Below are 15,196 nucleotides of genomic sequence, written 5' to 3'. Positions count from 1 at the left end.
GACATTATCGATGGCTCTCGATGGTTGCGTCAATCGATCTCCATCGATACATTGAGCGACATTCAATCGATGAACACCGATGAAGGGGTCGATGATGGACGAGGTGCCGGTTGTCGTGGTCGGCGCGGGTCCAGTGGGGTTGGCGGCTGCCGCGGAAGCGCTGGAGCGCGGACTGAACCCGCTGGTGTTGGAGCGTGGGGAGTCCGCGGGGGCGAGTGTCACGGAGTGGGCCCACGTGCGGATGTTCTCGCCGTGGTCGGAGCTGATCGCGCCGGCGGCCGGCCGGCTGCTGGAGTCGACGACGTGGCAGAAGCCGGATGATGCGGCCTATCCGACGGGCGGCGACTGGGTCGAGCGGTATCTGCGGCCGCTGGCCGAGGCGCTCGGCGATCGTGTCCGTTTCGGCGCCGAAGTGACAGGAGTTGCCCGCCGCGGGCGCGACCGCGTCGTGGACGCGGGACGGGAGACCGAACCGCTGATCGTCCATGTGCGCACCGCTGATGGTCGCGAGGAGCGCATCACGGCGCGGTCACTGATCGACTCCTCCGGCACCTGGAGCTCGCCGAGTCCGCTTGGTGGTGACGGGCTGCCCGCGCTCGGCGAGCGTGCTGCGGCCGAGCACATCACTTATCGCATACCGGATCTGTCGCAGCCCGCTGAGCGGGCTCGCTATGCGGGCAAGCACGTGGTAGTAGCCGGTAGCGGACACTCCGCGCTCACCGCGCTGGTCAGCCTCGTGGCGCTCGCGAAGGCTGCGCCCGCCACCCGGATCAGCTGGGTGCTGCGCCGGGGCACGGTCGGAGGCGTCTTCGGCGGCGGCGCTGCCGATCAGCTTCCCGCGCGCGGCGCCCTTGGCGTGCGCGCACAGCAAGCCGTCGACGCCGGCGCGGTGCGCGTGGTCACCGGCTTCCGCACGGCGGCCGTGGAGGCCGCGTCGAACGGTCGGCTCACTCTCCTGTCGGGCGACGGTCAGCGTGTCGAGGACGTCGACGAGGTCGTCGTGGTCACCGGCTTTCGCCCTGACCTGTCGTGGCTGTCGGAGCTCCGTCTCGAGCTCGACACCACGTTGCAGGCCCCGGTCGCGCTCGCACCACTGATCGACCCGAACGTGCACTCCTGCGGAACCGTGCCGCCGCACGGCGTCAAGGAACTCTCCCATCCGGAACCGGGCGTGTTCCTCGCCGGAATGAAAAGTTATGGCCGGGCGCCGACCTTCCTCGCCATGACCGGCTACGAGCAGGTGCGCAGCATCGTCGCCGAGCTGGCCGGCGACCGTGAGGCGGCCGAGCGGGTCGAGCTGGTGCTGCCCGAAACGGGTGTGTGCGGCGGCGCGGGCTTGTTCGACCGAGCCGAGTCGCAGCCCGACGGCGGATGTTGCGGCGCACCGGCCGAACCGCAGTCCGTCTCGCTGCCCGGCCCGACCGTTCGCTGATGACCACCACGACGGCGCATGCTGAGGCGCTCACCGGTGCCGGCCTGCGCCGCGTGTTGGTCGTTCTGTGCGTCACCGAGATCACCAGTTGGGGCGTGTTGTACTACGCGTTTCCTGTACTCGCCCCGTCGATCAGCGCTTCGACTGGCTGGTCGCTCATGGAGATCACGGCCGCGTTCTCGGTGAGTCAAGTGGTCTCGGCGCTGGTGGGCATCGTCGTCGGGCGCCTGCTCGATCGCAGAGGTCCGCGCGGGATCATGACCGCCGGATCAGTCGTGGCGGTACCTGCGGTTCTGCTGATCGCGTCCGCGCAGAACCTCGTTTGGTTCTTCGTCGGTTGGAGCGTCGCAGGCATGGCGATGGGAGCTGTTCTCTACCCGCCGGCTTTCGCCGCCCTCACGCGCTGGTACGGACCACGTCGGGTTCGAGCACTGACGGTCCTGACGCTGGTCGCAGGTCTCGCCAGCACGGTGTTCGCGCCGTTGACGGCGTTCCTGGCCAGGGACGGTGACTGGCGGACCACGTATGTCGTGCTCGCGGGCGTGTTGGCCGTGATCACCGTTCCCGGCCACCTCTGGGGTCTCCGGGGACCGTGGCCCGACGCTGAGGCGCCCGATCCCGCTCGGCACGCGGCCGATCCGGCAGCCATCGCGCGAAGCCGTCCGTTCCTCGCGCTGGGCGTTGCGTTGTCGCTCACCGTCTTCGCAGCGTTCGCGGCTGTCGTCAACCTTGTTCCGCTGTTGGCCGAGCGCGGCATCGACACCGGAACAGCGGCTGTCGCCCTCGGTCTCGGTGGCGCCGGACAGGTGCTCGGGCGACTCGGATACGGCTGGCTGTCGCGCAACACGAGCACTCGCATGCGCACGTCGCTGATCTTGCTGGCCATCGGGGTCACGACCGGGCTGCTCGGCGTGCTCCGCTCGGTTGCTGCGTTGACAGCGGTGGCGGTCGCGGCGGGTATGGCTCGCGGCGTGTTCACCTTGCTGCAGGCGACAGCCGTCACCGACCGCTGGGGCGCCACCCACTACGGCCGTTTGACCGGGTTGCTGTCGGCCCCACTCACCGCAACGATGGCGCTCGCCCCATTCGCCGGCGCGGTCGTCGCGGACCTGTTCGGCGGCTATTCCGCCGGGTTCCTGGTGCTCGCCGGACTCGCGGTGCTGGCAGCGGTCTTGGCTCTCGCCAGCACGCCCCCGAGGCGAGAGGTGTGACGCCACACAGGTTCGAAGGTCGCAGGTGGTCGGAAGAACCGGGTCCACCAGCTGAACCGGGGGCAGGCAGGCTGACTCCGTCGTACCGGCGCCACGTGCGCCAGGCGCTCACGAGGGCGAGGCTGTCGCCTCGTCAAGCGGCACGGACCAACGCTTGGGGGCAGGGCTGCCGGTGACCTGTTCGACGACGATCTTGCCGGTACCGGCGTGCTGCCGAACCAGGCCGCCGGCGTACATGTCCTCGACCGCGGCGACCTCCTCGGCGTTCGGGACCGGGTTGGTGCACTCGACACCGGCCGAGCTGCCGGACATCAGGCTCTCGCACGGCCCCGGCTTGTTGTCGTACAGCCCGAGGCTGTGGCCGAACTCGTGCGCGGCGATCCGCACCAGGTCGTAGCCCTCGTCGACGCCTTCCTTGCCGAACCACACGGTGAGGTCGTCGCCGGGCATCGCGGGCCCGATCTCGGCGCGCGGCCACCCCGGGTCGGCGACGAACGAGACATCCGGATCTCCGCCCGGCTCGACCTCGTCGATCTGCACGTTCTCCAGCTGCTCGTTCCAGATCGCGATGCCTTGCGCGATGGCGTCGGCGTACTCGGAGGCCTGACTGGCGTCGTAGGTGATCGTGACTTGCGCCGGAGCGACGGTCGCGGCCGAGGCCGATGGCGCGACCGCGACCAGCGGCAGCAGCAGCGTGATGCCGGCGATGGCGGTGCGGACAGCGGTGCGAGCGAGCATGGTCTCTCCTTGTGGGACGAGGACCGGGACCTTTCCGGGGTAACACCCGTTCGGCACCCGCGACCACGTTCTTTCGTCGTTCAGCCCGAACGCAGAGCGGGAGCAAGCACCCACACCGACACGAAAACGCCGGGGCCGCAGCAGCGGCCCCGGCGTTGGCGGAGTTCGTTACTCCTCGTCGTCCGGCAGCGCGTGGTCGGCCACGCCGGGGTTCGGGTCCCGGCTGAGGTCGATCAACGGGCTGGGTTCGGCGCCTTCGGGCAGCGCGTGGTCCGGGACGCCGGGCGTCGGGTCGCGAGTCAAGTCGATGTGCTCGCGACCGGTCGGCTGGTCGCTCATCAGATCCCCTCCAGTTTCGTCTCGACCCCGGCCACCCTAATAGCTCGGCTATTTGGCGCCGGGCTTGACGCGCACCACGGCTGGGTCATGGTCGCTGTTCTGGTCGTGGAACTCGGCGTTGATGTGCACGATGTCGAACGCGACCGACTTGAACCCGCGCGAGGTCAGGATGTGGTCGAGCACCTGCGACTTGCCGTCGAACACGTAGCCGTACTGTTCCTTCGGCGGCAGGATCTCCACCAGGTCGGTGAGCGCGCCGTCCTCGGTCAGCACCCGCAGGGTGGGCGAGAACGAGAAATCGTTCAGATCGCCCGCGACGACGATGTTGGCGAACCGGTCCCGCCGCTGGATCTCGTCGACGAACGCGCGCACGGCCTTCGCCTGCTCGACGCGCTGTTCCTCGGATACCCGGGCGGGCGGCTGGAAACGCCCGTGCACCGGCTGGTCGCCACCTTTCGACGCGAAGTGGTTGGCCACCACGAACACGGTCTTGCCGCGGAAGACGAACTCCCCGGCCAGCGGCTTGCGGCTGTCGGTGAACGCCTGGTTGGTCGGGTCGATCCGGCCGGGCGAGATCGACAGGTGCGGCTTCTTCGACCCGAGGACCTTCACCGGCGTGGTCGCGTCCCCGCCGGGCCGATCGACGAACGACACCCGCTTCGGGTTGAACAGGAACGCCACCCGGATGTTGCCGCCCGGCTCGCCGCCGTCGGCCAGGTCCTCCGGGTCGATCTGCCGCCACTCGTAGCGCGGACCACCCGCCGCCACGATCGCGTCGACGAACTTGTTCAACGTCTCGTCGGCGGCGACGACACCGTCGTCGGGTTCCTGTGCGCCGTTGTTGTCCTGTACCTCTTCCAGCGTCACGATGTCCGGCGAGGCGAGATTCTCCACGACGCCCTTCGCCAACGCGTCGAACTTCGCCTGGTCGTCGGACGGGGAGAGGTTCTCCACGTTGTACGTGGCCACGGCCAGCTCGTACGGCCGCTGCTTACGCGTGGTCTCCCGCTGCAGGTCGCCGGGGACGACGTCGCCGAGCTCGGTGGCCATCAGGGTGTACCCGCCGAACTGGTCGTACTCCACCACACCGGCGGTGACCCCGGCGAGCGTGTCGCCGGTGTCGGCCTTGGGGAACGGACGCTCGGCGAACGGGATGAGCGACTCGATCTTCAGCACACCGGTCGGGTCGTTGTCGTAGCCGGTGTAGAGGGTGCCGCCCCGAGCACTCGGGTACTCGTCGGGCTTGCTGGTGACGAACAGTTCGTTGTACGAGGTGGTCGGGCCGACGACCGGTGCATCCGTCACCTGGACCCGCATGCCTTCCCGGCTCTCCCAGAAGTCCAGCGCGTAGGCCTCGGGCTCCAGTGGGAGTGGCTCGATGTTGCCGCCCGGCTTGGCGGTGAGCTGCGCGGGCACGGTGTCCGGCGTGATCTTCTCCGCCTCGGGCACGTCGTTGCCGGACGAGGTCACGGTCCACGTGGCGTCGGTCAGCTCGGTGGTCGACTGGAACGGCGAATCGCTCGGGTTCGTGGGATAGAACTCGTCGACCGTGCCGGACACCGTCACGGCGTCGCCGACCTTGACGTCGGGCGTCGTGTTGCCGGTGTACACGAACAGGCCCTCCGAGGTGCGGGGGTCACCGTCGCCCTGGGGGTCCTGGAACCAGAATCCGCGCGCCGAGCCGAACGCCCGGATGGCGGTCACGACGCCTTTGACGTCGCTGACCTGCTGACCGTCGAACGGTGAGAGCCGGGTGGTGCCTTGGATCTGAGCGATCGTGGCCTGCTGGGCCTCGGGTGCCGCCGTGGCCGGGACGGCCAGCCCGGTCAGTGCGGTCAGCGAGGCGGCGGACAACGCGACAAGGTGTGCGCGCCTGCGTCCGGTGAGAGTCACGGTGATCCCCTGTTCGTCCTGCGCGGTATGACGGCGTGATCGTCCCCCAGAAGGATGAACGATGGAAGAACGTTCGACGGCTGTCGACGTCAGATGCGTCCTTCCGGCTGCCTACTTTCGTCGGGTTTGTACCGCAATGCGCCCCCGGCGGGGGTACGACACTCAACGAAGGTAGGCAGCCGGGGCCGAAACCGCTGGACGTACTCGCGCTCGGCCGCAATGGGAGCCGGCCGGCCCGCGACGGGCGCCAGACGAATTCGTGCTCGGTTGCGACGAGCCGGACCCGGCGTGCAAACCTGCGCCGGAAGCCGGAAGCCGGAAGCCGGAAGCCGGAAGCCGGAAGCCGGAAGCCGGAAGCCGGAAGCCGGAAGCCGGAAGCCGGAAGCCGGAAGCCGGAAGCCGGAAGCCGGAAGCCGGACGCGGCATGCGAGCCGGCGCCCGGCTCACCCCGGCAACTCAGCCGCAGATCGCGCCGTCGGCGGCGGAGCCCACCAGCTTGGCGTACTTGGCCAGCACGCCGGAGGTGTAGCGCGGCTTGCGCGGCTGCCACTGCTGCTTGCGGCGGGCCAGCTCGTCCTCGTCGACCAGCACGTCCAGCGTGCGGTTGTCGAGGTCGAGGCGGATCCGGTCGCCGTTCTGCACCAGGGCGATCGGGCCGCCGTGCGCCGCCTCCGGAGCCACGTGGCCGATGCACGGGCCGTGCGTGGCACCGGAGAACCGGCCGTCGGTGATCAGCAGAACGTCCGAGCCCAGGCCCGCACCCTTGATCGCCGCCGTGACCGCCAGCATCTCGCGCATGCCCGGGCCGCCCGCAGGGCCTTCGTAGCGGATGACCACCGCGTCGCCCGGTTTGATCTGGCCCGCCTCGAGCGCCGGCATCACGTCGGCTTCGTCGTCGAACACGCGCGCGGTGCCTTCCATGACCCGCGCGGGCAGCGACGCGCTCTTCACCACGGCGCCGTCCGGAGCCAGCGAGCCGCGCAGGATGGTCAGGCCACCCGTGCCGGCCAGCGGCTTCGACAGCGCCGAGATGATCTTGCCGTCCGGGTCCGGCGGGTTGATGTCGGCCAGGTTCTCCGCCATCGTCTTGCCGGTCACGGTCAGCGTGTCGCCGTGCAGCAGGCCCGCGTCCAGCAGCGCCTTCATCACCACCGGCAGGCCGCCGATCTTGTCGATGTCGCTCATCACGTAGCGGCCGAACGGCTTGACGTCGGCCAGCAGCGGGGTGCGCTCACCGATCCGGTTGAAGTCGTCGATGGACAGGTCGACCTCGGCCTCGCGCGCGATGGCCAGCAGGTGCAGCACCGCGTTGGTCGAGCCGCCGAGCGCGGTCACCACGGTGATGGCGTTCTCGAACGCCTCGCGGGTCATGATCTGCCGCGCGGTGATGCCCTTGCGCAGCATCTCCACGACCGCCTCGCCGGAGCGCTTGGCGTAGTCGTCACGACGACGGTCCACCGCGGGCGGCGAAGCGCTGCCGGGCAGCGACATGCCGAGTGCCTCGGCCGCGGAGGCCATGGTGTTCGCGGTGAACATGCCGCCGCACGCGCCCTCGCCCGGGCACGCGTGCCGCTCGATGTCCTCCAGCTCCTTCGGCGTGATCCGGCCGAGCGCGCACGCGCCGACCCCTTCGAACGCGTCCTGGATCGTGATGTCGTTGCCGTTGAGGTTGCCGGGCAGGATCGACCCGGCGTACAGGAACACCGAGGCCAGGTTCAGCCGTCCGGCGGCCATCAGCATGCCGGGCAGCGACTTGTCGCAGCCGGCGAGCAGCACCGAGCCGTCCAGCCGTTCTGCGTGCATCACGCATTCCACCGAGTCGGCGATGATCTCCCGGCTGACCAGCGAGGACCGCATGCCCTCGTGGCCCATGGAGATGCCGTCGGACACCGAGATGGTGCCGAACTCCAGCGGGAAGCCGCCGGCATCGCGCACGCCTTCCTTGACGCCTTGCGCGAGTCGTTGCAGGGACAGGTTGCACGGGGTGATCTCGTTCCACGACGAGGCCACGCCTACCTGCGGCTTGTCCCAGTCCTCGTCGGTCATGCCGACGGCCCGGAGCATGGCGCGCGCGGGCGCCCGCTCGTATCCGCTGGTGACTTCGTGGCTACGTGGCTTGACGTTCACCTCTGGCTGGCCCTGCTCATCCATGCAGGTCATGGTCGCAAACCGGGCAAGTCGGGGTGCAGCCAGGGCGGTGATTCAGGGTCGCCAGTACCCCATCGCCGTGATGGCTTTGCGGTCCAATCGGTAATGGTCACGCAGGACGCCGACCAGACGTCGGGTGGTTTTGGTGTCGCACGCGACCCAGGCGTGCTGGCCTGTGGCGTCGAACGCGGCCTCTGCCACGGCCTGCACCAGGCCCGCGCCGGCGTCGGTCCGCCGTACCCAGGTGACCTCGGTGTGCGGTGTTGCGGCCACCGGAAGCTTCTGGTCGTCCTCGTGCTGCCACTCCAGCCACACCCGCGCGGGTGTCCCGTCGAGGCCGGTCAACAGGCTGTTGATCGCGGGCAGCGACGCGGTGTCGCCGATGACGAGGTAGCCGGACGGGTCGGGCTTCGGCCAGGTGAACTTGGTGCCGAGGACGGTCGCGTCGATGGTGTCGCCGGGGCGCGCCGCTTTCGCCCACTCGGTCGCCGGGCAGCCGTCGTGCAGGGCGAACTCGATGTCCGTGGTGCGGGCCCGCGGGTTCGGGTCGACCAGCGTGAAGCCGCGCTGCTGCAGCTTGGTCCCGTTCGGTATCCACAGCCTGATCCACATCGTCGGGTGTACCGGCAGGTCGTCGAGCAGGGTGCCGGTGTCGAACGAGACGCGGAGGTAGTGGTCGGTGACGAACCGGCTGCCGCGCACGGTCAGCTGGTAGTCGCGGCCACGCCAGGCCTTGATGACCAGGCCGTCGAATCCGCGGGAGGGCTTGGACATGAAGGCAGGCTAGCCCGGAACAACGGCGATATCCTGCGGCAGTGACCGGGGTCGCGGGAGTGCTGCTGGCCGCCGGGGCAGGCACGCGATTCGGCCGCCCCAAGGCGCTGGTGGAATTCGCCGGTCAGCCGCTGGCTCACCGTGGTGCGGCGATGTTGGCCGCGGCGGGCTGCGACCCGGTGCTGGTCGTGATCGGCGCGGCTGCTGACGAAGTACGCCGAACGTTGGCGGATTCGCCTGCGCGTCTGGTCGACAACCCTGATTGGTCGACCGGGCTGGCGTCTTCTCTCAAGGCGGGGCTCGCCGCGCTGCCGGCAGACACCGAAGCCGCCATCATCACCTTGGTCGACCAGCCGCTGGTCGGAGTCGCCGTGGTGCGTCGGATGCTGCAGGTATTCGACGAAGGCGCGCGCTTGGCGATGGCGTCGTATCACGGCCGACGCGCTCACCCGGTTTTGTTGGGGCGCCACCATTGGGCGGGCGTCGCCGAACTGGCGCACGGCGATGCGGGCGCCCGCGGCTATCTGCGTCAGCACGCCGACGACGTGGTCGAGGTCGATTGCACCGGCCTCGGTGACCCGGTCGACATCGACCGGCCCGAGGATCTCGACACGGTGGAAAGCGGGCCTGAAAAGGCGCGCTGAAAGGATGATCTGTCAAAGCGCTCTCGCTCCACGGGCGAGGGGATTTTCCTGAAGAAGCGGACCAAGGCGATCGTCCTCACGGTCGTCGGGATTTGCAGCAGGGTTTCGCGCAGCTGCAGCAGCAATTTGCCCAACCGCAGCAGAATTTCGCGCAGCCGGCGCAAGGATTCGGTCCGCAGCAGTCGTTCGGCCCACCGCCCAACAACGGCCCCGCGCCCGGCTACGGCCCACAACAGCAGCACCCGCAGCAGCCGGTTGGGGTCCGCCGTCCGGCCCGCCGCAGGGCAACTGGGGACCGCAGGGCTGACTTCGCGGAACGCCCGGAGCGCCCGGGCCGACTTCGCCTGGCGGCGCGCGCCGCGGCGCCGTGGTGTTGGATGGGAACTCCCGCCAACGCAAGGAGAAACCATGACGCCGACCAAGCCCGAAGTCACCATCACCCCCGGCGCGCCTTCCGGCATGCTCGAGATCGACGACGTGCAGGTGGGTGACGGCGCCGAGGCCACCCTCGGATCCGAGGTCACCGTGCACTACGTCGGCGTCGCGCAGTCCACCGGCGCGGAGTTCGACGCGTCCTGGAACCGCGGCGAGCCGTTCTCGTTCACGCTCGGTGGCGGTCAGGTCATCAAGGGCTGGGAGCTGGGCGTCAAGGGCATGAAGGTCGGCGGCCGCCGCAGGCTCACCATCCCGCCGCACCTCGGGTACGGCTCGGCCGGTGCAGGCGGGGTCATCAGGCCCAACGAGACGCTCGTCTTCGTGGTCGATCTGCTCGGCGTCGAGTAGGCACGCACGCGGGATCTGCTCGGCGTCGAGTAGGCACGCACGCGGGACGGCTGACCGCACGGCGAGTGGCCATCGCCGGCCGTCGCGTCAAGATCACGCATCCACCAGGTCCCGCCCGCGCGCCCGGGTGGGCCAGGATCCGAACCGAACTACCGGACAGGATCACCGCACGGGTGGCGGGCCACATCCGCGTCGCCGCACCGGCGTCCCTTGGCGGCCGGTGCCGCGCGCTCGCGCCCGCCGATCAAGCCGCAAATCGTGCCTGCCGAGGCGCCGACTTTGCTAGCTGATCCGCTCACAGCAGATCAGCCGCGCAAGGGACACGCCACATTTTCTGGGGTTCCACTCAAGACGAACCACAACATGTAGTGTTCGGCCCTGCCGATGGTCCGCCGCTGCGAACAGCGGTGGGGCAAGAGGGAATCCGGTGCGAGTCCGGAACTGCCCCGCAGCGGTGAGCGGGAACGACCGCCGTCAACCAAGCACTGGGTACGAGCGCCTGGGAAGCGACGGCCAGTAGGAACCCCGGGCGCCTGCCCGGCCTGCCCGCAAGTCCGAAGACCTGCCGTCGGCGCGCGCACCGCCGGTGCGCGCTGTCCGCAGACCGCGAGGGTGGTCGCGCAGGCTCCGAGGTGGGTTTGTGCGCGCGCTTGCGGTCGCGGGCTTCGAGTTGCCGAGCTCGCGAGGAGAGAGCCGTGACCCTTGCCGAACCGACCCCTGCCCGCACCGACCCGGACACACCGACAGCGCCTTCCGCGGTGACGGTGATCCGGCGGGACGGGTCCACGTCGACGTTCGACGAAGCCAAGATCTCGGTGGCGATGACGAAGGCCTTCCTGGCCGTCGAAGGCACCGACGCCGCCTCGTCGTCCCGGGTACATCACCTGGTGGAGGAGCTGACCGCGCAGGTGCGGGACTCGCTGCTCCGCTACGGCGCCCGGTCGTTGCACATCGAGCAGATCCAGGACCAGGTCGAACTCGCCCTGATGCGCGGTGGCCATCACGCGGTGGCCCGGGCGTACGTGTTGTACCGGGAGGAGCGGGCGAAGGCCCGGGAGCAACAAGCCGAGCGGTCCGAACCCGCCGAGGTGATCCGGGTGAAGGGCCCGGACGGCGCGCTCGAGCCGCTGGACCGCGAGCGGATCGCCGCCGTCGTCGCCGAGTCGGTCGACGGTGTGCCGGACACCGACCCGCAGGCCGTGCTGACCGAGCTGGACCGCAACGTCTACGACGGCATCAGCCAGGACGAGCTGGGTGTGGCCATGGTGATGTCGGCCCGCACGCTCGTCGAACGGGAGCCGAACTATTCCCAGGTCACCGCGCGCCTGCTGCTGAACAACCTGCGTGCGGAAGCGCTGTCGTACCTGGCAGGCGAGCCGCGCGCGGCCACCCAGGCCGAGCTGGACTACCCCGGCTACTTCCGCACCTACCTGACCAGGGCGATCGAACTCGGTCAGGTCGACCCCGAGCTGGGCGAATTCGACCTGACCGCGATCACCGCGGCGATCGAGCCGGAACGCGACCTCGAGTTCGGTTTCCTCGGTCTGCAGACGCTCTACGACCGCTACTTCCTGCACCACGACGGCACCCGCTACGAGCTGCCGCAGGCGTTCTTCATGCGGGTGGCCATGGGTCTGGCGCTGCGCGAGCAGGACCGCGAGGCCCGCGCCGTCGAGTTCTACGACCTGCTGTCCAGCTTCGACTTCATGGCCTCGACGCCGACGCTGTTCAACGCGGGCACCACCCGCCCGCAGCTGTCGTCGTGCTTCCTCACGACCGTCGAGGACGACCTGGACGCGATCTTCCAGTCGTACCGGAACAACGCGCTGCTGGCGAAGTACTCCGGCGGGCTGGGCAACGACTGGACACCGGTGCGCGGCATGGGCGCGCACATCAGGGGCACCAACGGCCAGTCGCAGGGTGTCGTGCCGTTCCTCAAGATCGCCAACGACACCGCGGTCGCGGTCAACCAGGGCGGCAAGCGCAAGGGTGCGGCGTGCGCCTACCTGGAGACGTGGCACATCGACGTCGAGGAGTTCCTCGACCTGCGGCGCAACACCGGTGACGACCGGCGGCGCACGCACGACATGAACACCGCGAACTGGATCCCGGACGAGTTCTTGCGCCGGGTCGAGGCCGACGCGGAGTGGACGCTGTTCTCCCCGGACGAGGTTCCGGACCTGCACGACCTCTACGGCAAGGAGTTCGCCGAGCGCTACCGCGAGTACGAGCAGGCGGCCGACCGGGGCGAGATCCGCGTCTTCCGCCGGGTGTCCGCGGTGCAGTTGTGGCGGCGCATGCTCACCATGCTGTTCGAGACCGGCCACCCGTGGATCACGTTCAAGGACCCGTGCAACCTGCGCTCGCCGCAGCAGCACGCCGGGGTGGTGCACTCGTCCAACCTGTGCACCGAGATCACCTTGAACACCAGCCCGGACGAGGTGGCGGTGTGCAACCTCGGGTCGGTCAACCTGGCGCGGCACGTCACGCCGGACGGCCTGGACACCGAGCGCCTGCGCAAGACCGTCACCACGGCCGTGCGCATGCTCGACAACGTCATCGACATCAACTTCTACACAATTCCGCAGGCCAAGCGGTCGAACCTGCGGCACCGGCCGGTCGGGCTCGGGTTGATGGGGTACTCCGACGCGCTGAGCGTGCTCAAGCTGCCGGTGGACAGCCCCGACGCGGTGGAGTTCGCCGACCGCAGCATGGAGCACCTGTCGTACTACGCCATCGCGGCGTCGAGCGAGCTGGCCGCCGAGCGTGGCCGGTACGAGTCGTTCGACGGCTCGCTGTGGAGCAAGGGCATCCTGCCGATCGACTCGCTGCGGATCCTCGCCGAGCATCGCGACGGTGACCTCGACGTCGACTACTCCACCACGCTGGACTGGGACGCGCTGCGCGAACGGGTGCGCACGGTCGGGATGCGCAACTCGAACGTCATGGCCATCGCGCCGACGGCGACCATCGCCAACATCTGTGGCGTCGGCCAGTCGATCGAGCCGTTGTTCCAGAACCTGTTCGTCAAGTCGAACATGTCCGGCGACTTCACCGTGATCAACCCGCACCTGGTGCGCGAGCTGAAGGAACTCGGGCTGTGGGACGAGGTGATGGTCTCCGACCTGAAGTACTTCGACGGCAGTGTGCGGCACATCGACCGGGTGCCCGACGAGCTCAAGCGCCGGTACGCCACCGCGTTCGAGATCGACCCGAAGTGGCTGGTCCTGGCCGCCTCACGCAGGCAGAAGTGGATCGACCAGGCCCAGTCGCTGAACCTCTACATCGACCAGCCGAGCGGTCGCAAGCTCGACGAGCTGTACCGGCTGGCATGGCGTAGCGGCCTGAAGACCACGTACTACCTGCGTGCCCGCGCGGCCACGAGCGTGGAGAAGAGCACGCTGCGTGGCACCGACGGCAAGCTCAACGCCGTCCCCGTCGCGCCCATCCCCGCCGCGAGCCCCGAGCCGGCCGCATGCCGTATCGACGACCCCGACTGCGAAGCCTGCCAGTGAGGAACCTGATGACCAACATCGAAGACATCACCGACGCCACCGGCCTCGGCGAGATCCAGCGCGGCGCCGCGCGGGTGAACGTCGAGGACAAGGCGATGATCAACGCCCGCGCCGACGTCAACCAGCTGCTGCCGTTGAAGTACCACTGGGCGTGGGAGAAGTACCTGGCCGGATGCGCCAACCACTGGATGCCGACCGAGGTGTCCATGCAGGCCGACATCGCGCTGTGGAAGTCGCCGGACGGGCTCACCCCGGACGAGCGGCTGATGGTCAAGCGCAACCTCGGCTTCTTCGCCACCGCCGAGTCGCTGGTGGCCAACAACCTGGTGCTGGCGGTCTACCGGCACATCACCAACCCGGAATGCCGCCAGTACCTGCTGCGGCAGGCGTTCGAGGAGGCCGTGCACACGCACACCTTCCAGTACATCTGCACCAGCCTGGGGCTCGACGAGGGCGAGCTGTTCAACGCCTACCGGGAGGTCCCGTCCATCGCGGACAAGGACGCGTGGGCGTTGCAGTACACCCGGCACCTGGAGGACCCGAACTTCGGCACCGGATCGGCCGAGGCCGATCAGGACTTCCTGCGCGACCTGATCGCGTTCTACGTGGTGTTCGAGGGCATGTGGTTCTACACCGGGTTCGCCCAGATCCTCTCGCTCGGCAGGCGCAACAAGATGGTCGGCATCGCCGAGCAGTACCAGTACATCCTGCGTGACGAGTCGATCCACTTGAACTTCGGCATCGACTGCATCAACCAGATCAAGCTGGAGAACCCGCACCTGTGGGGTGAACAGTTCCAGCGCGAGGTGCGGCAGATGCTCGTCGAGGCGTGCGAGCTGGAGGTCGCCTACGCCCGCGACACCATGCCGCGCGGCATCCTCGGGCTTACCGCGGCGCAATGCGAGCAGTACCTGCACTTCATCACCGACCGGAGGGCGCAGCAGCTCGGTCTCGAGCCGGTGTTCGGCGAGCAGACCAACCCGTTCCCGTGGATGTCCGAGGCGATCGATCTGACCAAGGAGAAGAACTTCTTCGAGACCCGAGTGACCGAGTACCAGACCGGCTCCACGCTGAGCTGGGACTGACCGGCAACGATCCCGGCCCCGGACGTGGCCCGTCCGGGGCCGGGAATTCTCCGGTTGCGTGTGATGTTGCTGACGAACAACATGGCAAGAACTGGGGCGAAGAAGGGACAGCGAATGGCAGAAGGACGCCCGACGCTCTACGGCGACGAGCACGTCAAGCGGTACGAGGAGACCAACGGCGAGGTCGGCCACATCTGGGTGAACGGCGCACCGTGCCTGATCCTGACGACCAAGGGCCGCAAGACCGGCAAGGAGTACAAGTCGGCGCTGATCTACCAGAAGGTCGACGACGGCTACGTGATCATCGCGTCGAAGGGCGGTCACCCCGACCACCCCGGCTGGTACAAGAACCTGATGGCCAACCCCGAGGTCACGGTGCAGGTGAAGGCGGACAAGTTCACCGCACGGGCCCGCACCGTCGAGGACGACGAGCAGCGTGAGCAGCTTTGGAAGACCATGACCAAGGTGTGGCCGCAGTACGACGAGTACCAGGAGAAGACCGACCGGAAGATCCCGGTCGTGCTGCTCGAGCCGGTGGCCTGAGGGCGGCAGCCGGCGCACGGCTCGGGGTGGTGGCCTGAGGGTGGCGGCCTGCGCACGGCTCGAGGCGCGTCACGCCGGGGCGCCTCGACCT

Annotated in this window: 12 protein-coding genes and 1 riboswitch; of the genes, 7 read left to right on the top strand and 5 right to left on the bottom strand. The window is 68.8% G+C overall.

Going from position 1 to position 15,196, the window contains the following annotated elements; translation table 11 throughout:
* The first annotated feature begins 94 nt into the window (after positions 1-94).
* Entirely contained in the window at positions 95-1,432 is a 1,338-nt protein-coding gene (locus YWM_RS0115740; protein WP_028851505.1) for an FAD-dependent oxidoreductase, read from the top strand.
* On the top strand, positions 1,432-2,643 hold the full coding sequence (locus tag YWM_RS0115735; RefSeq protein WP_028851504.1) for an MFS transporter: 1,212 nt from the start codon (positions 1,432-1,434) through the stop codon (positions 2,641-2,643). The genes YWM_RS0115740 and YWM_RS0115735 overlap by 1 nt, the downstream gene beginning before the upstream one ends.
* A gap of 108 nt (positions 2,644-2,751) precedes the next feature.
* Here YWM_RS0115735 and YWM_RS24020 read toward each other — a convergent pair whose 3' ends face one another.
* The 5 genes from YWM_RS24020 to YWM_RS0115710 all read right to left on the bottom strand — a co-directional run bounded on the left by YWM_RS24020 (position 2,752) and on the right by YWM_RS0115710 (position 8,535).
* Positions 2,752-3,381 carry a snapalysin family zinc-dependent metalloprotease gene (locus tag YWM_RS24020; RefSeq protein WP_052344969.1) on the bottom strand — a complete coding sequence of 210 codons (630 nt, stop codon included), beginning with the start codon at positions 3,379-3,381 and terminating at the stop codon, positions 2,752-2,754.
* A 168-nt stretch (positions 3,382-3,549) separates the two neighbouring features.
* On the bottom strand, positions 3,550-3,720 hold the full coding sequence (locus tag YWM_RS26250; protein WP_156914804.1) for a hypothetical protein: 171 nt from the start codon (positions 3,718-3,720) through the stop codon (positions 3,550-3,552).
* Between the two features lie 48 nt (positions 3,721-3,768).
* Positions 3,769-5,613, bottom strand: a complete 1,845-nt coding sequence (locus tag YWM_RS0115720; RefSeq protein ID WP_043661388.1) for an endonuclease/exonuclease/phosphatase family protein — start codon at positions 5,611-5,613, stop codon at positions 3,769-3,771.
* 456 nt (positions 5,614-6,069) lie between these two features.
* On the bottom strand, positions 6,070-7,764 hold the full coding sequence (gene ilvD / locus YWM_RS0115715) for a dihydroxy-acid dehydratase (protein ID WP_028851502.1): 1,695 nt from the start codon (positions 7,762-7,764) through the stop codon (positions 6,070-6,072).
* 51 nt (positions 7,765-7,815) lie between these two features.
* A complete protein-coding gene (locus tag YWM_RS0115710) occupies positions 7,816-8,535 on the bottom strand; it encodes a siderophore-interacting protein (protein WP_028851501.1) in 720 nt (239 codons plus the stop codon).
* A 59-nt stretch (positions 8,536-8,594) separates the two neighbouring features.
* Between YWM_RS0115710 and YWM_RS0115705 the strand changes: the two genes are divergently transcribed.
* The 5 genes from YWM_RS0115705 to YWM_RS0115685 all read left to right on the top strand — a co-directional run bounded on the left by YWM_RS0115705 (position 8,595) and on the right by YWM_RS0115685 (position 15,105).
* Entirely contained in the window at positions 8,595-9,179 is a 585-nt protein-coding gene (locus tag YWM_RS0115705) for a nucleotidyltransferase family protein (protein ID WP_342664952.1), read from the top strand.
* A gap of 408 nt (positions 9,180-9,587) precedes the next feature.
* The gene (locus YWM_RS0115700) at positions 9,588-9,962 is read left to right on the top strand and encodes an FKBP-type peptidyl-prolyl cis-trans isomerase (protein ID WP_028851499.1); all 375 of its coding nucleotides are present in this window, start codon (positions 9,588-9,590) and stop codon (positions 9,960-9,962) included.
* A gap of 368 nt (positions 9,963-10,330) precedes the next feature.
* A riboswitch (cobalamin riboswitch) is annotated at positions 10,331-10,546 on the top strand.
* A gap of 111 nt (positions 10,547-10,657) precedes the next feature.
* The gene (locus tag YWM_RS0115695; RefSeq protein ID WP_052344965.1) at positions 10,658-13,477 is read left to right on the top strand and encodes a ribonucleoside-diphosphate reductase subunit alpha; all 2,820 of its coding nucleotides are present in this window, start codon (positions 10,658-10,660) and stop codon (positions 13,475-13,477) included.
* Between the two features lie 8 nt (positions 13,478-13,485).
* Positions 13,486-14,562, top strand: a complete 1,077-nt coding sequence (locus YWM_RS0115690; protein ID WP_043661666.1) for a ribonucleotide-diphosphate reductase subunit beta — start codon at positions 13,486-13,488, stop codon at positions 14,560-14,562.
* Between the two features lie 114 nt (positions 14,563-14,676).
* A complete protein-coding gene (locus tag YWM_RS0115685; RefSeq protein WP_028851496.1) occupies positions 14,677-15,105 on the top strand; it encodes a nitroreductase family deazaflavin-dependent oxidoreductase in 429 nt (142 codons plus the stop codon).
* The last annotated feature ends 91 nt before the right edge of the window (positions 15,106-15,196 follow it).

Origin of the sequence: Thermocrispum municipale DSM 44069, assembly GCF_000427825.1 — a bacterium.
Lineage (GTDB): Bacteria > Actinomycetota > Actinomycetes > Mycobacteriales > Pseudonocardiaceae > Thermocrispum > Thermocrispum municipale.
This window is presented reverse-complemented; position numbering and strand designations above follow the sequence as displayed.